Source organism: Halomonas sp. YLGW01, assembly GCF_014840935.1.
GTDB lineage: Bacteria > Pseudomonadota > Gammaproteobacteria > Pseudomonadales > Halomonadaceae > Onishia.
Map to the genome: position 1 here is coordinate 3,237,461 of NZ_CP062005.1, position 19,449 is coordinate 3,256,909.

General features: G+C 66.3%; 16 protein-coding genes. 10 read left to right on the forward strand and 6 right to left on the reverse strand.

The window, feature by feature from the left end; translation table 11 throughout:
* Window positions 1-25: 25 nt before the first annotated feature.
* Entirely contained in the window at window positions 26-946 is a 921-nt protein-coding gene (locus IEJ03_RS14810) for a LysR family transcriptional regulator (protein ID WP_192035566.1), read from the reverse strand.
* A 204-nt stretch (window positions 947-1,150) separates the two neighbouring features.
* Between IEJ03_RS14810 and IEJ03_RS14815 the strand changes: the two genes are divergently transcribed.
* Both IEJ03_RS14815 and IEJ03_RS14820 read left to right on the forward strand, forming a co-directional pair.
* Window positions 1,151-2,494 (forward strand): aspartate aminotransferase family protein, encoded by a 1,344-nt coding sequence (locus IEJ03_RS14815; RefSeq protein ID WP_192035567.1) that lies wholly within the window; start codon window positions 1,151-1,153, stop codon window positions 2,492-2,494.
* Between the two features lie 201 nt (window positions 2,495-2,695).
* On the forward strand, window positions 2,696-4,186 hold the full coding sequence (locus IEJ03_RS14820; RefSeq protein ID WP_192035568.1) for a CoA-acylating methylmalonate-semialdehyde dehydrogenase: 1,491 nt from the start codon (window positions 2,696-2,698) through the stop codon (window positions 4,184-4,186).
* A gap of 231 nt (window positions 4,187-4,417) precedes the next feature.
* Here IEJ03_RS14820 and glnG read toward each other — a convergent pair whose 3' ends face one another.
* The 4 genes from glnG to glnA all read right to left on the reverse strand — a co-directional run bounded on the left by glnG (window position 4,418) and on the right by glnA (window position 9,398).
* Window positions 4,418-5,827 carry a nitrogen regulation protein NR(I) gene (gene glnG, locus IEJ03_RS14825; protein WP_192035569.1) on the reverse strand — a complete coding sequence of 470 codons (1,410 nt, stop codon included), beginning with the start codon at window positions 5,825-5,827 and terminating at the stop codon, window positions 4,418-4,420.
* Between the two features lie 52 nt (window positions 5,828-5,879).
* Window positions 5,880-6,944, reverse strand: coding sequence for a nitrogen regulation protein NR(II) (gene glnL / locus IEJ03_RS14830; protein WP_192035570.1), 1,065 nt, complete (start codon window positions 6,942-6,944; stop codon window positions 5,880-5,882).
* A 334-nt stretch (window positions 6,945-7,278) separates the two neighbouring features.
* Window positions 7,279-7,797: a DUF4124 domain-containing protein gene (locus IEJ03_RS14835; protein ID WP_242457991.1), complete on the reverse strand. Its 519-nt coding sequence runs from the start codon at window positions 7,795-7,797 to the stop codon at window positions 7,279-7,281.
* 194 nt (window positions 7,798-7,991) lie between these two features.
* Window positions 7,992-9,398 (reverse strand): glutamate--ammonia ligase, encoded by a 1,407-nt coding sequence (gene glnA / locus IEJ03_RS14840; RefSeq protein ID WP_242457992.1) that lies wholly within the window; start codon window positions 9,396-9,398, stop codon window positions 7,992-7,994.
* Between the two features lie 628 nt (window positions 9,399-10,026).
* Between glnA and IEJ03_RS14845 the strand changes: the two genes are divergently transcribed.
* The 7 genes from IEJ03_RS14845 to IEJ03_RS14875 all read left to right on the forward strand — a co-directional run bounded on the left by IEJ03_RS14845 (window position 10,027) and on the right by IEJ03_RS14875 (window position 17,611).
* Entirely contained in the window at window positions 10,027-10,566 is a 540-nt protein-coding gene (locus IEJ03_RS14845) for a hypothetical protein (protein WP_192035572.1), read from the forward strand.
* Window positions 10,567-10,888: 322 nt separating this feature from the next.
* Entirely contained in the window at window positions 10,889-12,718 is a 1,830-nt protein-coding gene (gene typA / locus IEJ03_RS14850; protein WP_192035573.1) for a translational GTPase TypA, read from the forward strand.
* A gap of 166 nt (window positions 12,719-12,884) precedes the next feature.
* Complete coding sequence (locus IEJ03_RS14855; protein WP_192035574.1) at window positions 12,885-13,850, forward strand: IS1595 family transposase; 966 nt, start codon at window positions 12,885-12,887, stop codon at window positions 13,848-13,850.
* Between the two features lie 105 nt (window positions 13,851-13,955).
* Window positions 13,956-14,273 carry a hypothetical protein gene (locus IEJ03_RS14860; RefSeq protein ID WP_192035575.1) on the forward strand — a complete coding sequence of 106 codons (318 nt, stop codon included), beginning with the start codon at window positions 13,956-13,958 and terminating at the stop codon, window positions 14,271-14,273.
* Between the two features lie 53 nt (window positions 14,274-14,326).
* Window positions 14,327-15,064 carry a dienelactone hydrolase family protein gene (locus tag IEJ03_RS14865; protein WP_192035576.1) on the forward strand — a complete coding sequence of 246 codons (738 nt, stop codon included), beginning with the start codon at window positions 14,327-14,329 and terminating at the stop codon, window positions 15,062-15,064.
* Between the two features lie 145 nt (window positions 15,065-15,209).
* Window positions 15,210-16,466 carry a dicarboxylate/amino acid:cation symporter gene (locus IEJ03_RS14870; RefSeq protein WP_192035577.1) on the forward strand — a complete coding sequence of 419 codons (1,257 nt, stop codon included), beginning with the start codon at window positions 15,210-15,212 and terminating at the stop codon, window positions 16,464-16,466.
* Window positions 16,467-16,558: 92 nt separating this feature from the next.
* Entirely contained in the window at window positions 16,559-17,611 is a 1,053-nt protein-coding gene (locus tag IEJ03_RS14875) for a C45 family peptidase (protein WP_192035578.1), read from the forward strand.
* 101 nt (window positions 17,612-17,712) lie between these two features.
* Here the strand turns inward: IEJ03_RS14875 and IEJ03_RS14880 are convergent, their stop codons facing one another.
* Window positions 17,713-18,303, reverse strand: a complete 591-nt coding sequence (locus IEJ03_RS14880; protein WP_192035579.1) for a DUF4202 domain-containing protein — start codon at window positions 18,301-18,303, stop codon at window positions 17,713-17,715.
* Between the two features lie 208 nt (window positions 18,304-18,511).
* Between IEJ03_RS14880 and IEJ03_RS14885 the strand changes: the two genes are divergently transcribed.
* Window positions 18,512-19,438: a glycerophosphodiester phosphodiesterase gene (locus IEJ03_RS14885; RefSeq protein WP_192035580.1), complete on the forward strand. Its 927-nt coding sequence runs from the start codon at window positions 18,512-18,514 to the stop codon at window positions 19,436-19,438.
* Window positions 19,439-19,449 lie beyond the last annotated feature (11 nt).

Sequence of the window (19,449 nt, forward strand, 5' to 3'; positions counted from 1 at the left end):
GCCACCCGCCCCGCGATCGGGGCATTCAGGACGCGATCAGCGCGTTCAGCGCCTCGAGATAGCTCTCCAGCACCCGGTTGGGGGGCGCGCCCTTGCGAGTGATGGCGCAATAGCGGGTGACGTAGCCCCGGGTCTGCGGGGCCAGCGCCCGCATCCGGCCATCCCGCACCCAGCGCTCGGCATAGTGCGTCGGCAGGTAGCCGATATAACGGTCGGAGAGGATCAGGAAGGCGATGCCCTCCCGGTCGGTGGCCGAGGCGGCGGCCCTGAGCGGTTCATGCTGCGCCTTGATCTCCGGGCGCTGGGCATAGGCCGGCAGCACGGCATCGCAGTGCGCCAGCGCCGCGTCCGATACCGTCTCGGCCTCGAACAGCGGATGGCCGGAGGCGCAGTAGAGCCGCGAGGTCTCCTCGTAGAGCGGCAGGTAGTCGAGCCCGGGCAGGGTCTTGAGCGCGGGCACCACCCCGGTATGCAGGCTGCCGTCCAGCACGGCGAGCTCGATATCGTGGGGCGGGATCATACGGATGTTGATGCGCACCTCGGGGCCGCGCTCCTTGAGGGCGCTGAGCGCATCGGTGATATACATCTCGGGCATGGTCACCAGGTTGTCGGTGATGCCGATGTTCAGCTCGCCCTTGAGCCAGGCATGCAGGCCGTTGACCCGGGTCCGAAAGCCTTCCGTCGCCGCCAGCAGCTGCAGGGTGGCCGCATAGACCTCGGCCCCCTCGTCGGTCAGGGCGAAGCCGCTGCGCCCCCGCTGGCACAGCCGGAGCCCCAGGCGCGTCTCCAGGTCGCTCATCGCCATGCTGATGGCAGCCCGGCTGATGTTCAGCTCCACCTCGGCGGCGGAGAAGCCGCCGCACTCCACGACCCGGCGATAGATGCGCAGCAGCCGCAGATCGGTGTCGCCAAGCGAGCCTGTCAGGGCCTCCTTGCGACGTGCCATGGTGCTCCCCTTGCGTGGTGTGAAGTAAAAGGTGTGAGGCGTGGTCCGGCGCAGCGCCGGACGCCCCTGAAAGCCGCACCGGGCGCCCCTGAAAGTTAACTCTACGCTTACATGAGATTCAACATCTCTAGATTTAACTTATCTGCGCTCGACGCCAGGCTAGCGTTAAAGGCAACCGACACCACCACAAGAGGGGGAATTGCCATGTCAGACCGTCCTTCCGGGCCCACCGCGGGACTGACCGCCGAGCAGCTGGATGCCTACTGGATGCCCTACACCGGCAACCGTCAGTTCAAGCGTGATCCTCGGATCATCGTCGGCGCCGAGGGCAGCTACTACACGGCGGCCGACGGGCGTCGCATCTTCGACGGCCTCTCCGGTCTGTGGACCTGCGGCGCCGGGCACTGTCGCCCCGAGATCGCCGAGGCGGTGTCCCGCCAGCTGCATGAGCTCGACTACGCCCCGGCCTTCCAGTACGGCCACCCCAAGGCCTTCGAGCTGGCCCACCGCATCCGCGGCCTGACCCCCACGGGCCTCGACCACGTCTTCTTCACCGGCTCCGGCTCCGAGAGTGCCGACACCTCGCTGAAGATCGCCCGCGCCTACTGGCGCAAGAAGGGCAAGGCAACCAAGACCAAGCTGATCGGACGCAGCAAGGGCTATCACGGCGTCAACTTCGGCGGCTTCAGCGTCGGCGGCATCGGGGCCAACCGCACCCTATATGGACAGGGCGTCGATGCCGATCATCTGCCGCATACCCTGCTCAAGGAAAACGCCTTCACCCGCGGCATGCCCGAACGGGGCGCCGAGCGCGCCGAGGATCTGCTGGAGCTGATCGCGCTGCACGATGCCTCCAACATCGCCGCGGTGATCGTCGAGCCCATGGCCGGGTCCGCTGGGGTGATCCCGCCGCCCCAGGGCTACCTGAAGCGGCTACGCGAGATCTGCGATGCCAACGACATCCTGCTGATCTTCGACGAGGTGATCACCGGCTTCGGGCGCATGGGGTCGATGACCGGCTCCCAGGAATTCGGCGTGGTGCCGGACATCATGAACGTCGCCAAGCAGCTGACCAATGGCGCGGTGCCCATGGGCGCGGTCATCGTGCAGGGCGAGATCTACCAGACCTTCATGGAACAGGGTGGCCTCGACTACATGATGGAGCTGCCCCACGGCTACACCTACTCGGGACATCCGGTGGCCTGCGCCGCGGCCCTGGCGGCTCTGGACGTGCTCGAGAACGAGCGCCTGGTCGACCGGGTGCGGGAGATGGCGCCGGTGTTCGAGGAGGCCCTGCATTCTCTCAAGGGCACTCGCTACATCAGCGATATTCGCAACTACGGCCTCGCCGGCGCCCTGCAGATCGAGCCCTACCCCGGCGAGCCGGCCCGCCGGCCCTTCGAGATCGCCATGAAGTGCTGGGAGAAGGGCTTCTACGTCCGCTACGGCGGCGACACCATCCAGCTAGGCCTGCCCTTCATCGTCGAGCGCGAGGAGATCGACCGGCTGATCAACGCCCTGGGCGATGCCATCGGCGAGCTGGACTGACGCCGTGCCCCCTAACGCCCCTGCCCGGCAAGCGCAGCGGGCGCATTCGGGAGCAAGACGCCGCGAGGGCGCGGTGAACCCTTCCCTGGGCGCTACTTTTGCCATCCATGGCAAAGGACCCTCGCTCTGTCTTGCTTCCGATGGCCGTCATCGGGGGCTCACTGCATCGACACCCAATATCCACCTCTGGAGAGAAACCCCATGACCACGCTTGGCCATCTGATCAACGGCACCCGCGTCGACCGCGACGGACGCACCCAGGACATCTTCAATCCCTCCACCGGCGAGGTCGCCGGCCAGGTCAGCCTGGCCAGCAAGTCCACCGTCGAGGAGGCCATCGCCGCCGCCGAGGCGGCCCACCCGGCCTGGCGCGACACCCCGCCCGCCAAACGGGCGCGAGTCATGTACCGCTTCAAGGCACTGCTGGAGCAGCATGCCGACGAGATCTGCCGGTTGATCGGCCAGGAGCACGGCAAGATCGTCCACGACGCCCAGGGGGAGCTCGCCCGCGGCATCGAGAACGTCGAATACGCCTGCGGGGCGCCGGAACTGCTCAAGGGCGAATACAGCAAGAACACCGGCCCCGGCATCGACTCCTGGAGCGAGTTCCAGCCGCTGGGTGTGGTCGCCGGCATCACGCCCTTCAACTTCCCGGCCATGGTGCCGCTATGGATGTATCCCATGGCCATCGCCACCGGCAATACCTTCGTGCTCAAGCCCTCGGAACGCGATCCCAGCTCGGCACTCTTCATCGCCGAGCTGGCCCTGGAGGCGGGCCTGCCCACCGGCGTGCTGAACGTGGTCAACGGCGACAAGGAAGCCGTCGACACCCTGCTCGACGACGACCGGGTCAAGGCCGTGAGCTTCGTCGGCTCCACGCCGATCGCCGAGTATATCTACAGCCGCGCCAGCGCCAACGGCAAGCGCTGCCAGGCGCTGGGCGGCGCCAAGAACCATGCCATCGTGATGCCCGATGCCGACATGGACAACGTGGTCAGCTCGCTGACCGGGGCCGCCTTCGGCTCGTCGGGCGAGCGCTGCATGGCGTTGTCCGTGGCTGTGGCCGTGGGCGACGCGGCCGCCGACGCCCTGATCGCCAAGATGCAGGAGGCGATGAAGACCCTGAAGGTCGGCCCCTTCCATGCCGCCGAGAACGACTTCGGCCCGGTGATCACCCGCGCCCATCAGGAGAAGGTCTGTGGCTATATCGACGGGGCCGAGCGCGAGGGCGCGGAGCTGGTGGTCGACGGACGCGGGGTGACGGTACCGGGCCATGAGAACGGCTTCTATGTCGGCGGCACCCTGATCGACCGGGTGACTCCCGAGATGACCTGCTACCTCGAAGAGATCTTCGGGCCGGTGCTGCTGGTGGTGCGGGTCGACTCCATGGACGCCGCCATGCGCCTGATCGACGATCACGAGTACGGCAATGGCACCTGCCTCTATACCCGTGACGGCGAGGCGGCCCGCTACTTCAGCGACCGCATCCAGGTCGGCATGGTGGGCATCAACGTACCGCTGCCGGTGCCGGTGTCCTACCACAGCTTCGGCGGCTGGAAGCGTTCACTGTTCGGCGACCTCGCCGCCTACGGTCCGGACGCCGTGCGCTTCTACACCAAGCGCAAGACCGTCACCCAGCGCTGGCCATCGGCCGGCATCCGCGAGGGTGCCCAGTTCTCCTTTCCGTCATGAATCCAGAACCGTAAGTCGTGAGCCGTGAGCCGCGACCGGCCATGAGCCCTTAACGACAACGCCGACCCCGGGTAACCGGGGTCGGCGTTGTGGCATCGGGCCGGCGACAGCCCTCCGTCGCCCGGCCGCACCGACAGCGACGTCCTCAATCGTCGGTCAATGCCGGCAGTAGGGCCTTCAGCTTGCCGGGGGGTATGACAAGCAGGTGTTGCGCCTCCAGCCGAGCCCTTCTCAGTCGTCGGCCAGCGCCGGCAGCAGCACCTTCAATTTTCGGGTCAGAGTGTTGCGACCCCAACCCAGCAATTCCGCGGCCTCACCCTTGCGCCCGCCGGTGTGCTTGAGCGCCGTCTCGATGAGGATGCGCTCGAAGTCCGGCACGGCCTCCTCGAGCAGATGCGTCTGGCCGCCGGCCAGCGCCCGGTCGGCCCAGTCGCGGAAGGCGCTGCGCCAATCGCCGGCGGCCGTCTCGGTGCCCTCGGTGGAGCGCAGCTCCGGCGGCAGGTCGTCGATCAGCACCTCGCGCCCGGAGGCCATCACGGTCAGCCAGCGGCAGGTGTTCTCGAGCTGGCGCACGTTGCCGGGCCAGGGCAGACGGGTGAGGTGCGCCTCGGCCTCCGGGGTCAGCACCTTGGTCTCGGTGGCCAGCTCCTTGGCCGCCTCGGCCAGGAAGTGCTGGGTGAGGCGCGGGATGTCCTCCCGGCGCTCGGCCAGGGTCGGCAGGTGCACGCGGATCACGTTGAGGCGATGGAACAGGTCCTCGCGGAAGCGACCGTCGCTGACCAGGGTCTCGAGGTTCTGGTGGGTGGCGGCGATGATGCGCACGTCGGCCTTGACCGATACATGGCCCCCGACCCGATAGAACTCGCCGTCGGCCAGCACCCGCAAGAGGCGGGTCTGGGTATCCGGCGGCATGTCGCCGATCTCGTCGAGGAACAGGGTGCCCCCGTCGGCCTGCTCGAAGCGTCCGCGACGCTGGGCGGCGGCGCCGGTGAAGGCGCCCTTCTCGTGGCCGAACAGCTCGGACTCCATCAGGTCCTTGGGTATCGCGGCCATGTTCAGGGCGATGAAGGGCTGTCCGGCCCGGGGGCTGTGCTGATGAAGGGCCTGGGCGACCCGCTCCTTGCCGGTACCGGATTCGCCGTTGATCAGCACGGTGATATGCGAGTGGGAGAGCCGGCCGATGGCGCGAAACACCTCCTGCATGGCCGGCGCCTCGCCGATGATCTCGGCGCTCAGCCCGACCGGTGCCTCGGCCGGGCGCTGACGCTCCCGGGCATGGGCCACGGCGCGACGCACCAGGGCCAGGGCCTCGTCGACGTCGAAGGGCTTCGGCAGGTATTCGAAGGCGCCGCCCTGGTAGGAGGCCACGGCGCTGTCGAGATCCGAATGAGCGGTCATCACGATCACCGGCATGTTCGGATGGCGCTCGCGGACCCTGGCCATCAGCTCGAGGCCATCGAGCCCCGGCATGCGGATGTCGGTGACCAGCACGTCGGGGGGCGAGGCCTCCAGACTGGCCAGCGCCGCATCGGCGCGTTCGAAGCTTTCGACCGCCAGGTCCGGCTGCGCCAGGGAGCGCTCCAGTACCCAACGGATGGCACGGTCGTCGTCGACGATAACGATACGCGCGGGGTCGGTCATGATGCCTCCAGCAGGGTCGGGGCGTGAGCAGTGATAAGAACGGTAGAAACCCTCATGGCCGGTCCTCCGAACGGGAAGACGAGGCATCCAGCGGCACCAGCAACCGGAATTCGGTGGCGCCCGGCTCGCTGTCGCACTCGATCAGCCCCTGATGCTTGTGCAGGATGGACTGGGCGATGGACAGCCCCAGGCCACTGCCCTCGGCGCGGCCGGAGACCATCGGGAAGAACAGGGTCTCGCGCAGCGACTCGGGGACTCCCGGGCCGTTGTCGATGATCGCCACCTCGCAGACCAGCCGATGGCGCTCGGAGCCGAGGGTGAACTGGCGCCGGGCGCGGGTGCGCAGGGTCAGGCGCGGGGCCTCGGTGCCGGCCTCGCCCATGGCCTCGACGGCGTTGCGGGCGATGTTGAGCACCGCCTGGATCATCCGCGCCTCGTCCCCCACAAGCTCCGGCAGGCTGGGGTCGTAGTCGCGCACCAGCTGCACGTCCGGGTGTTCGGCGACGATCAGGGAGCGCACCCGCTCGAGCACCTTGTGAATGTTGAACAGCGCATCATGAACCGGCTGGTTGGGACCGAGCATGCGATCGACCAGATCGCGCAGGCGGTCCGCCTCCTCGACGATGATGCGGGTGAACTCCGCAAGCGACGGGTCCGGCAGATCGCGCTCCAGCAGCTGGGCGGCCCCTCGGATGCCCCCCAGGGGATTCTTGATCTCGTGCGCCAGTCCGCGGGTCAGGGTCTTGATGGTCTGCTGGCGGGCAATCAGCGCCTCCTCCCGGGAGATGCGCATCAGGCGGTCGCGGGGCTCGATCTCGAGCAGCAGCTCCTGCTGCGACAGCGGCGTGACCGTGAAGTCGGCGGTGACCACCTCACCGCTGCCGGTGGTCAGCACCGCCTCCCGCTGGGTGAAGGGATGCAGCTCATCGCGGGCCTTGCACAGCACCTCGGCGATGGCGCCGTCGATGCCCTCCAGCGGTTCGAGACAGGTGCCGTGAACCCGCTTGAGGCTGACGGCCAGCAGCGCCTCGGCGGCGGGATTCATCCAGCGCACCCGAAGACCACCATCCAGCAGCAGGACGGCGGCACTCAGGTGCTCCAGCAGACGTTGATACATGGTGCCCTTCACTCGGTCAGCATTTCCTATTGCTCTGCAAGAAGCGCGCCAGCCTTGCCGAGGCGGTCACGCCGGCCCTGGCAGACCATGGCGACCGCACATGTGCACCATATTAGTGCAGAACGAGTCCTGGTGTCGCCTCACTGCACGCCTCACGACGCCGCGAGGGTCGGCGCCTGTCATCGAACCGGCGGCATCGAATCGGCGCGAGCACGAGCCCCGGGGTCTCAGCCATCCGTCTCGTGAACGAGGACCATCACGATCACCCAGCGCCACGCCCATCGGGCAGGAGGCACCGGGTGACCGGGGGGAGCTGACTGGAGTCCGAGGGGCGTTACTGGGGATTGCGAGGCAGGTTGACGCTGGCGCGCTGCACGAAGAGGGTGACCGGCTCACTACGATGGCGCACGCGGCCATCGGCATCCAGCAGCTCTGCGACCAACTGGTGCTCGCCTCGGTCCAGATTGGTGAGCATGAAGGCGTCGGAGTGCAGGGCCGACTGACTGAGCCGACCATCGAGGAGCAGGCGCACCCGATGATCCTCCCGCAGGGCCGGCTCGATGGCGACCTCGACCTGGACATTGCCGGCATAGCCCGTCGGCAGGGTCTGCTCGTCGCCGGGAGACGCAATGCGGAAGGTGGAATAGGGCAGGAAGGGTGGCGACGGCGTAGCCGCCTTGGCGGTGTCGCGACCGGTGAACGTTGAGGAGGCGCGCGGCGCAGGCACCACGGTCAGCGGCGCCAGCTCGACCGCCTCCCCCTGCTGCGGGCGGTCGGAGTAGCTGACGTTGCCCTGCTCATCGACGTGGCGATACACCGTGGCGGCCTGCACCGACGGCATTAACACGGCCATCAACAGGACTCCCGCCGTCCTTCTAGCTCCTCGCATCGCTTGCTCTCCCTGGCTGCTGGCTATGCCGCCCACCGGCGGTGTCCGCTGCTGACTACCTCGAGTGTAACCAAAAAGGGGACCGCGTGAGCGGTCCCCTTGAGCCGATTGGCCAACGCTTGCCGACAGGGCCGGCAGGCGTCGATCAGCAGCTGTCGTTAGCAGCTGTAGTACATGTCGAACTCGATCGGATGCGTGGTCATGCGCAGACGCTCGACGTCCTCTTCCTTGAGTTCGATGTAGGCATCGATCATGTCATCGGTGAAGACGCCACCCTCGGTCAGGAAGCCGCGATCGGCGTCCAGCGCCGCCAGCGCCTGGTCCAGGCTCTCGGCGACGGTCGGGATGGCCTTGCCCTCTTCCGGCGGCAGGTCATAGAGGTTCTTGTCCATGGCATCGCCCGGATGGATCTTGTTCTTGATGCCATCGATACCGGCCATCAGCATCGCCGCGAAGCACAGGTACGGGTTGGCGGTCGGGTCCGGGAAGCGGGCCTCGACACGCTTGCCCTTCGGGCTGGCGGTGTAGGGGATACGGATGGAGGCGGAGCGGTTGCGAGCCGAATAGGCCAGCATCACCGGCGCCTCGAAGCCCGGCACCAGACGCTTGTAGGAGTTGGTGGAGGCGTTGGTGAAGGCGTTCAGCGCACGGGCGTGCTTGATGATGCCGCCGATGTAGTAGAGCGCCATTTCGGACAGGCCCGCGTACTCGTCGCCGGCGAACTGGTTGACGCCGTCCTTCCAGAAGGACTGGTGGACGTGCATGCCGGAGCCGTTGTCACCGACCAGCGGCTTGGGCATGAAGGTGGCCGTCTTGCCATAGGCGTGCGCCACGTTGTGGATCACGTACTTCATGGACTGCACTTCGTCGGCCTTCTTGACCAGGGTGTTGAACTTGACCCCGATCTCGTTCTGGCCGGCGTTGGAGACCTCGTGGTGATGCACCTCGACGCTCTGGCCGATGGCTTCCAGGGTGTTGCACATGGCGCCGCGCATGTCGTGGAAGCTGTCCACCGGCGGAACCGGGAAGTAGCCGCCCTTGACCCGCGGACGGTGGCCCAGGTTGCCGCCTTCGACGGCACTGTCGGTGGCCCAGGCACCTTCCTCGGAAGTGATCTTGTACATCGCGCCCTGGATGTCGGACTTCCAGTGCACCTCGTCGAAGATGAAGAACTCAGGCTCCGGGCCGAAGAAGGCGGTGTCGCCAAGGCCAGTGGACTGCAGGTAGGCCTCGGCGCGCTTGGCGATGGAGCGCGGATCACGCTCGTAGCCCTGCATGGTGGCCGGCTCGATGATGTCGCAGCGCAGTACCAGGGTAGCGTCTTCGGTGAACGGGTCCAGGTAGGCGCTGCCGTCTTCCGGACGCAGGATCATGTCGGACTCGTTGATGCCCTTCCAGCCAGAGATGGAGGAACCGTCGAACATCTGACCGTTGTCGAAGAACTCCTCATCCACGGAGCTGGCCGGAATGGTGACATGCTGCTCCTTGCCGATGGTATCGGTGAAGCGCAGGTCAACCCACTTGATGTCGTGTTCTTCGATCAGTGCGAGGGTCTTATCAGACATGGTGTCCTCCAGAGGATGAGCGATGGCTCTTGTGATTGGCGTGTGTGTCCGGCGAGGTCCTTCGAGCTGCGTTTCGCCTCGGCGGCGAAATGAAACGCCTCGTTTGTACCATGCCAGAGGCGAGAGGCCCATGGCCGCCGATACAGGACATGAATCGCGTCATGTCACTGCGTCATGTCACTTGGGGAGAATAATGCAGGGGACGTGCCAAAATGGCGCACCACGCCACAGAAAAATCAACAACCAATTGATAAAAAAGAGTTTTTCAAGTGCATCGCAAAGAGGCAGCGGTTAAAGCCCGGCGATTTCGGCGCCTGGCAGGGATCGTTCACTCCGGCTTGTGCACCAAAATAGAACAGAGCAAACCATTAATGCACCATGATAGATCGCCGCCGGCACCGCCCCCTGTGTTTAGCCTGCCCACCAGTTTGGATGAGTCCTCGCCGGGCCCTGCGGGCCGCCATATCAGGAAAAGAGGTTATTGATACCCAGGGAAACCAAAAGCTACACTTTATTACACAACAATGGCCCCGGCATGATCTGACTGCCTGGAGGTGGCGGCACTCCTCTCTGCACTGCGCCCTCCCCGAGGTCGGCCGCCCTCGTTCACTCAGGAGCGTCGCTGCAGATGAATGCCTACAGCATCATTGTCGATTCCACGCTCCTGGGCGCCCACCTGCCACGCTGCCTGGCGACCCTCAGCGAGGCAGCGAGACGACACCCGTCGCGGGTCGACATCCTGGTCATCGGCCCCACCGATGAGGCTCGCCTGACGGCTCTCAGCCGGCGCTTCGGGGGACGCTTCACGGCCTGCGACCAGGACACCATCGGCGCTCGCGGCAACGCCGCCGCCCGTACCAACTCGGCCACCATCCTGGTCTTTCTCTCGCCCCACGGGCGACTACGCAGCGACTGGCTCGACCGGGTCAACCAGCTGCTCGATCACCAGGCGTGGGACGCAGTGATCTTCCAGCCGCATAGCCCTGCCCTGCTGACGAACCTGCGGCGGCTGTGGCATGTCTCCCGACCACCCGGTACCCTGTGCGTCGCCCGCCAGTGGTTCGAGCGCATCGGGGGCTTCGACCCCGCCCTCGACAGCACCGCCCACGAAGACCTGGTGGAGCGTCTGCGTGCCTGTCACGCGCGCATCGTGGAAGTACCGCTATAATCCCGCGGACACCCTCAAACCAGCAGCAACGACAAGCAACGAGAGAGTATCCCCGGATCCCCCTCGCGCCCTGCCAGACTCACCGCCAGGCCCCTCACACTGGGGCGACGACAGCATCTGCACAGCATCTGCGTCGTGCGGCCAGCGCCGAACGGGCCCGCCATGCCGGATGTCATGTGCATGTCGGGCCGGCAGGCCCGGGCATCCAGGGCTGGAGATCAAGGACTTGGGGCTATCGGCCGCGTGAATTCGCGCATAGCGCTGGTAGCCGCACCGGCCCGGATACTATAATGTCGCCCAATTTTCGCAGCAGGATCCCTTCGTGATCGAGAATCTTCGCAACATCGCCATCATCGCCCACGTTGACCACGGCAAGACGACCCTGGTCGACAAGCTCCTCAGCCAGTCAGGCACCCTCGACCGCAAGGCCGAAGGTCAGGAGCGGATCATGGACTCCAACGACCAGGAAAAGGAACGCGGTATCACCATCCTGGCCAAGAACACCGCGATCCGCTGGCACGATGCCAAGGACGAGAAGGACTACCACATCAACATCGTGGACACGCCGGGACACGCCGACTTCGGCGGCGAGGTCGAGCGCGTGATGTCGATGGTCGATTCCGTGCTGCTGATGGTCGATGCCGTCGATGGCCCGATGCCCCAGACCCGCTTCGTGACCCAGAAGGCCTTCGATCAGGGCCTCAAGCCGATCGTCGTGGTCAACAAGATCGACCGCCCGGGCGCGCGCCCGGACTGGGTCATCGACCAGATCTTCGATCTGTTCGACAACCTCGGCGCCAGCGACGAGCAGCTCGACTTCCCGATCATCTACTGCTCGGCCCTCAACGGCATCGCCGGTGAAGAGCCGGAAGAGCTCGCCGACGACATGACGCCGATGTTCCGCGCCATCGTCGATATCGTCGAGCCGCCCAAGGTCGAGCTCGACGGTCCGCTGCAGATGCAGGTCTCGGCGCTGGACTACAACAGCTACGTCGGCGTCATCGGCCTTGGCCGCATCAAGCGCGGTGCCATCAGCCCGGGCCAGCAGGTCAGCGTCATCACCAAGGAAGGCAGCACCCGCAAGGGCAAGATCGGCCAGGTGATGACCCACATGGGTCTGGAGCGCGTGCAGACCGAGCAGGCCACCGCCGGCGACATCGTCTGCATCACCGGCATCGATGCCCTGGCGATCTCCGACACCATCTGTGACCCGGCCGCCGTCGAGGCGCTGCCGGCGCTGTCCGTCGACGAGCCGACCGTGTCCATGACCTTCCAGGTCAACGACTCGCCGATGGCCGGCCGCGACGGCAAGTACGTCACCAGCCGCAACATCAAGGATCGCCTCGACCAGGAGCTGATCCACAACGTGGCGCTGCGTGTCGAGCAGGGCGAGACGCCCGAGAAGTTCAAGGTCTCCGGCCGCGGCGAACTGCACCTCTCGGTGCTGATCGAGAGCATGCGTCGCGAAGGCTTCGAGCTGGCCGTGGGCCGCCCCGAGGTCATCATCCGTGAGGTCGACGGCGTCAAGCAGGAGCCGTACGAAGAGGTCATCATCGACTGTGAGGAGGAGCATCAGGGCTCCATCATGGAAGAGCTCGGCTACCGCAAGGGCGAGCTGACCAACATGAACCCGGACGGCAAGGGCCGCGTGCGCCTGGACTTCATCATCCCGGCGCGGGGCCTGATCGGCTTCCGTGGTCAGTTCCTGACCCTGACCTCCGGCACCGGCATCCTCACCAGCCGCTTCGACCACTACGGCGAGCTCAAGCCCGACGCTTCCATCGAGCGGCGCAACGGCGTGCTGGTCTCCATGGTGCCCGGCAAGGCTCTGGCCTATGCCCTCTTCGCCCTGCAGGATCGCGGCAAGCTGATCGTCGAGCACGGCACCGAGGTCTACGAGGGCATGCTGATCGGCATCAACAACCGCGCCGATGACATGGTGGTCAACCCGACCAAGGCCAAGAAGCTCGACAACATGCGCGCCTCGGGTAACGACGAGAACCTGGTGCTGACGCCGCCGGTTCGCTTCACCCTCGAGCAGGCCATCGAGTTTCTCGACAGCGACGAGCTGGTCGAGATCACGCCGAACCATATCCGCCTGCGCAAGAAGCACCTCAAGGAAAACGAGCGCAAGCGCGCCAAGAAGGGCTGATTCATGCCCTCGGCGCTCCTCACGGAGCGCCGTCTTCCTTGACGCTCATGGCGCCCTGTCGCCCGAGCCGAAAGCCCACCCTTCGCGGTGGGCTTTTTTATGGCTATGTCCCCATTATGTGTTGAAAAGCTACCTTGATAGGTGAAGGCCCTCCGAGGTAGCTCCCATGGACACGCACACCTTTCGGCACTGGTTGAGTCAGCTGCCACGTCTCAATGCCCGACAGAAACGCCTGCTCCGACATCGACTTCATCAGCCGCCTCGACAGGATGCCCTCCACGATACCTTTCCGGCGCTACAGGCCTGTCCGCACTGTGCGGCGTCTGCCGCGCAGCTGGCCCCATGGGGCTGGAGTCGTGGCCTGCGCCGCTATCGGTGCCGGGCATGTCGTCGTACCTGCAACACGCTGACGGCTACCCCACTGGCTCGTCTCCGCCGGGTGGAATGCTGGCAGGATTACGCCCAGGCCTTGATCGAGGGACTCACAGTACGCGCGGCGGCGCAGCGTTGTGGTATCAGCAAGAATACCGCCTTCCGGTGGCGACACCGGTTTCTGACACGAATCGCCCAACACAGCGACACCCGCGAAACCGGCATCGTGGAAGCCGATGAGACCTTCTTTCTGGAATCCTTCAAGGGCCAACGCCACTTGCCACGACCACCGCGCAAGCGCGGTGGCGTTGGCGCAACACGCGGTACGGGGCCCGACCAGATTCCGGTGATGGTGGTGCGTGACCGGGAAGGGCACACGGCCGATTTCCTCCTGAGCAAGCTCGATGCCCGCCACGTCCATGAGGCGCTCGCGCCGCTGGTTGATCAGGAGTCTGTCCTTTGTACGGACGGGGCCAGTGTGTACTCAGCTTTCGCCAGCCGGTGTGGCATCACTCACCAGATAGTACATGCCAAGCCCGGGCAGCGTGTCCGTGCAGGCGCCTTTCACATCCAGAACGTCAATGCTTACCACAGCCGCTTGAAAGGCTGGATGCACCGTTTCCATGGCGTCGCCACCCGATATCTCGTCCACTATCTCGGATGGCGGCGCATGCTGGAGCGGTATTCAGCGACGATACGGCCCGTTCACTGCCTTCAAGAAGCCGTGGGTCGTCCCGTGCAACACGCAACGGGGACATAGCCTTTTTTATGTCCCGTGGAAACCGCTAATCTACGGACGTCGCAAAAGTGGCTAACCTCAAAGCAAGATCCAGCTCTGGATATCACTGCCTCAAGGAGACACGAGATGCACAAGCACGTGGAATGGGATGACCCGGGTAAGTACAGCGTGAAGACCTTCTTCGCAAGCGACCCCGACGACTATCCCGCCGCCTACCCCGGGCGCATCATCTGCGGTCACTACCGCGGCATCACGGTGCGGGTGCGGGTCGAGGCCTATGTCGGCGACGACACCAGCATCGGCGAGGTGGTGGCGCTGATCGACCCCCAGACCGGCGAACGCCTGCCGGTGCATGACAAGCTCGCCCTGGGCGACATGGTGCGCCTGCCCGATGCCATGCGGGCCATCGAGTCCCACCTGCCCGACGATGAGGATGCCGACTGACCGCATGGGCCCACGCCCGCGTCTCGCGGACCACTCACTCCTGGAGGTTCTCCATGCAAGCACCCGCGCTGTACTCCCTGCTGTTGACCCTGGCCGCCGCCCCGGCGCTGGCCGGTCAGGCCGTCGACTACGAGATCGATGGCGAGCCCTATCAGGGCTATCACGCCGTCGCCCAGGGCAACCCCAAGGGCAGCGTGCTGATCATTCACGACTGGGATGGGCTGACCGACTACGAGATTCGCCGCGCCGACATGCTGGCCGCGCAGGGCTACGACGCCTTCGCCGCCGATCTGTACGGTACCGGCAACCGCCCGGTGGAGACCGACGCCAAGAAGGCCGAGACCGCCAAGCTCTACGCGGATCGCCAGGCGATGCGCGAGCGCACCCTGGCGGCACTCGCCCAGGCGCAGCGACTGGGCGCCAGCGATACCGTCGTGATGGGCTACTGCTTCGGCGGCGCCGTGGTGCTGGAGCTCGCGCGCGCCGGCACCGCCGAGCACATCAAGGGCTACGCCACCTTCCATGGCGGCCTCGCCACGCCCGAGGGGCAGGCCTACCCCGCCGACATGCCGCCATTGCTCGTCGCCCACGGCGGTGCCGATGCCGCAATCGGCATGGACCAGGTCGCCGCCCTGTCCCAGGAGCTGGAGGCGGCCGGCGCCCCCTACGAGATCCAGGTCTACTCGGGTGCCCCCCACGCCTTCACGGTGCTCGGCAGCGAACGCTACGATGCCCGCGCCGACCGACAGTCCTGGGATGCCTTCACCGACCTGCTCGAGGAGGTGTTCTAACGTCCCTTCTCACGGCGCTCACCATGTCCCTTTGACAGAAAAAATCATTACCTATCAGCAAATAAGCACTCACTCCTTTCTGTAGTATCGTCGGTTTGCAGCATCAAGCACCGCTGCATAACCACAACACAGAAAGGAGTCTTACGTGTCGCATCAAGCCACCGCCACCGGCAGCAATGCCTGGCAACGCATCCCCCTCTGGCAGAAGATCCTCGCCGGCCTGGCGCTCGGCGTACTGGCCGGCGCCCTGATGGGCGAGCAGGCCAGCGTCTTCAAGCCGCTCGGCGATATCTTCATCAACGCCATCAAGATGCTGATCGTGCCGCTGGTGTTCTCCACCCTGGTGGTGGGCATTACCGCCATGCGCGACCCCCAGAAGATGGGCCGCATCGGCGCCCGCACCATCGCCCTCTACTTGCTGACTACGGCCTTCGCCATCGCCATCGGCCTGCTGGCCTCACTGATCTTTCAGCCCGGCGTCGGCTTGGAGATGAGCTTCGAGTCCGGGGTCGAGGCCAAGGAAGCGCCGAGCCTGGTCGAGATCCTGGTGGGACTCGTGCCCCAGAACCCCATCGACGCCCTGGCCAGCGGCAACATCCTGCAGATCATCGTCTTCGCCATCGGCCTCGGCATCTCGCTGACCCTGATCGGCGAGAAGGGCGAGCCCGCGGTACGCGTCTTCGAGAGCTTCGCCGAGGCGATGGTCAAGCTGACCAACATCGTCATGGCCTTTGCGCCCTTCGGCGTCTTCGGTCTGATCGCCCATGTGGCCGGCAACTACGGCCTGGACGTGCTGCTGCCGCTGGCCAAGGTGATCGGCGTGGCCTACCTGGCGAGCGTGGTGCATGTGCTGGTGGTCTACTCGGGCCTGCTGGCCCTGCTCGGCCGCCTCAACCCGCTGCGCTACCTGCAGGGCATCCTCGACGCCCTGGTGGTGGCCTTCTCCTCGGCCTCGTCCTCCGGCACCCTGCCGGTCTCGCTGCGCTGCGCCCAGAAGAACCTCGGCGTCTCCGAGGGCGTGGCCGGCTTCGTGCTGCCGGTGGGCGCCACCATCAACATGGACGGCACCGCCATCTACCAGGGCGTGGTCGCGGTGTTCATCGCCCAGCTGCTGGGCGTCGACCTGAGCATGGCCGACTACGGCATGATCATCGTCACCGGCACCCTGGCGTCCATCGGTACCGCCGGCGTGCCCGGCGCGGGCCTGGTGATGCTGTCCATCGTCATGGCCCAGATCGGCCTGCCGCTGGAGGCCATCGCCGTGATCGCCGGCATCGACCGCATCCTCGACATGGCCCGCACCAGCGTCAATGTGGCCGGCGACCTGATGGTCACCACCCTGGTCGGCAAGAGCGAAGGCGAGCTCGACGAAGCCGTCTACAACGCCCCCGGCAAGAGCTGATCGACGGCACCGGGCGGGGCTCAGGTCTCGCCCGGGGCCCCTCCCCGCCCGTGCTAGGCTGAGCGGGTCGCCATGTCCCTCGGGAGGTCACCATGCTCAGCGCCTTCTCCGGTTCCCGCCGCGAGATCGGCGAGGCCCACGGCCACACCCACGCCGCCCTGATCACTGCGAGCCTCGAGGTCTACGACCGGCTGTTCTACGACTTCGTCGGCCTTCGCTGGGCCGAGGCCCGCCGGGTCGCCGAGCGCTTCCTGCCGATGATCGAGCGCGGCTTCCCGGCGGTGCTCGACGAGATGGCCGGCATCGCCCGGGGAGCCGGGCTCGACCTCGAGGATATCCTGACCCTCAACTGTCGCAGCGAGATCTCGCTGACTCAGGCCAGCGGCGGCTGCACGGCGTTTTCCGTGAACCGCGACGGCACCCAGTGGCTGGCCCAGAACTGGGACTGGCGCCACGACCAGCTGCACAACGTGGTGGCGATGGAACTGCACCCCGAGGGCGTCCCCAGGCTGGTAAGCGTCGGCGAGGCCGGCATGGTGGCCAAGATCGGCCTGAACGCTCATGGAGTGGGCGTGTGCCTCAACGCCATTCGCTCGCGAACCCTGGGCGAGGGGCTGCCGATCCACGTGGCGCTGCGCAAGATTCTCGAGGCCGAGTCGTTCGATGCGGCGATCCGGGTGGTCACCCATGACCGGGTCTGCTCGCCGGCCCACTTCCTGATCGCCTCAGGCGACGGCCGCGCCGCCGGCTTCGAGGTGCACCCCGGCCTGCCCGGCGTGCTGGAGCCCCGCGGCGGTGCCGTCACCCACACCAATCACCTCTATGCCGAGGCCGCCACCTGCCAGGTGGAGGACTTCCCCCGCCCGGACTCCGGCACCCGGCTCACGCGCATCGACCGGCTGCTGCGCGAGCGCCTGCCGCCGGGGGCCGCGATCGACGCCGACACCCTGTTCGCGATGCTCGCCGACCACGACAACGCCCCGCTGTCGATCTGCCGGCACCTCAATCCCGACCAGCCGGCCGAGGAACGCATGGAGACGCTGTTTTCGGTGGTAATGAACCTGGGCGAGCGACGCCTCACCCTGCGCCACGGCAAGCCCTGTGAGCGCGAGGATACCCTCGAGGTGCGACTCGACGGTGCCTGAGCCCGGATGATGGAAGGAGCCGGGCGGAAGGGGCCGGGGAAAGAATCCCAGCGACAGAGCCCGGCCGCCCTTCTCCCGGCATTTCTTCAGGCGTCGGGGGCTCAGCCCGCCAGCGCCTCCTCCACCAGCCGTCTCGCCTCGTCGCTCATCGGCAGCCCCAGAGCCAGTTCGTGGGCCCCGGGCGACATCTTCTTCCACGTCTTCTGCACGATGCGGATCAGGTGATCGTGATCGACCTGCCGGGAGAAGTCGGTGAAGTAGTTCTCCAGGAACACCAGGCAGGCGCAGTCCTCCACCGCCTGGGTGCCCGCGTCGCGCCCGAGCCCCTGCTTGCGGATCATCGCCGCCACCCGCTCGGCGTCTTCCGCCGCGTAACCGGCCTCGCGCATCAGGCCCGCCGTCGTCTCGCCGGCGCGCTTGCCCTGATCGCGGCGCCAGGTGAGGTAACCCACCCGGCCCTCCGGGTAGTCGCCGCGCGGCACCTGCCAGCGCTGCAGGTGCTGGCCCCGCACCGCCAGCCGCACCAGTTCATCCGGCGCCTCCTCGAGCGCGTCCAGCCAGGCGCTCATGCGACCGGCATGCCACAGCTCCAGCGGCAGGTGCTCACCCGCTGCCTCCACCCGGCGCGGGTCCTCGGCATGCAGGGCATCCAGCGCGGCCAGCGCTCGTGCATAGGGTGACGAATCCGTCATGGGGTCTCCTTGTTGTTGTGAAAGGGCATGTTGTTGAGAAAGAACCTAGCGTGGTGAATCGCAAGTGGTCATCGAAGCATATCAAAGCGGTCATCTGTCCATGGAAGCATGTCGGGGCGCTGCTGACAGCCTTCGTAATCGAGGCAAGCTTGCTCCCTCGCCGCCGGCACGCTAGGTTATTGCACGCTCATTCAATAAAAGGACGCTCATGAATATCGCCATTCGCCTCCCCCTCGCCACCGCCCTGGCCCTCGGGCTCACCGCCCCGCTCACGGCCCAGGCCGATGCCCTCGAGCAGCAGCTCGCCGACCTTCAGGACTTCCAGATCATCGCCCACCGTGGGGCCAGCGGCCATGCGCCGGAGCACACTTGGCCGGCCTACGAGCAGGCCCGCGAGATGGGTGCCGACTACCTCGAGCTGGACCTGCACATGAGTGCCGACGGCGAGCTGATGGTGATCCACGACACCACCCTGGATCGCACCACCGACGGCGAGGGCAAGGTGAAGGATTTCACCCTCGACGAACTCAAAGCGCTGGATGCCGGCGCTTGGTTCAACGCGGCTCACCCCGAGCGGGCCCAAGACGCCTACGCCGGCGCCGAGCTGCTGACCCTCGACGAGGTGATCGACCGCTACGGCAGTGACGTGCGCTATTACATCGAGACCAAGTCGCCGGAGCGCTACCCCGAGCTGCAGCGCGCCCTGGTCGAGACCCTGGAGGCCGAAGGGCTGGTCGCGTCCGGCTCGGTGGTCATCCAGTCGTTCAGCCGCGACAGCCTGCAGCAGGTCCACGCGCTCAACGCCGATATCCCGCTGGTGCAGCTGGTGTGGTACTCCCCCGCCGAGGACGGCGAGGGCCTGACCGAATGGACCGGCGTGACCCCGGCGCCCGCCGAGATCACCGACGCCGACTTTCAGGCCATCGCCGAGTACGCCGTGGGCGTCGGCCCCAACGTCGTCTATGACGGCGAAGACGTGATCGACGAAAGCTTCGTGAAGCAGGCCCACGCCAACGGCCTGCTGGTGCACCCCTACACCATCAACGACCCCGAGCAGATGCAGCGCCTGCTCGACTGGGGTGTGGACGGCATGTTTACCAACTTCCCGGACCGGTTGAGGGCGCTGGTGGAATAAGGGCTATATCG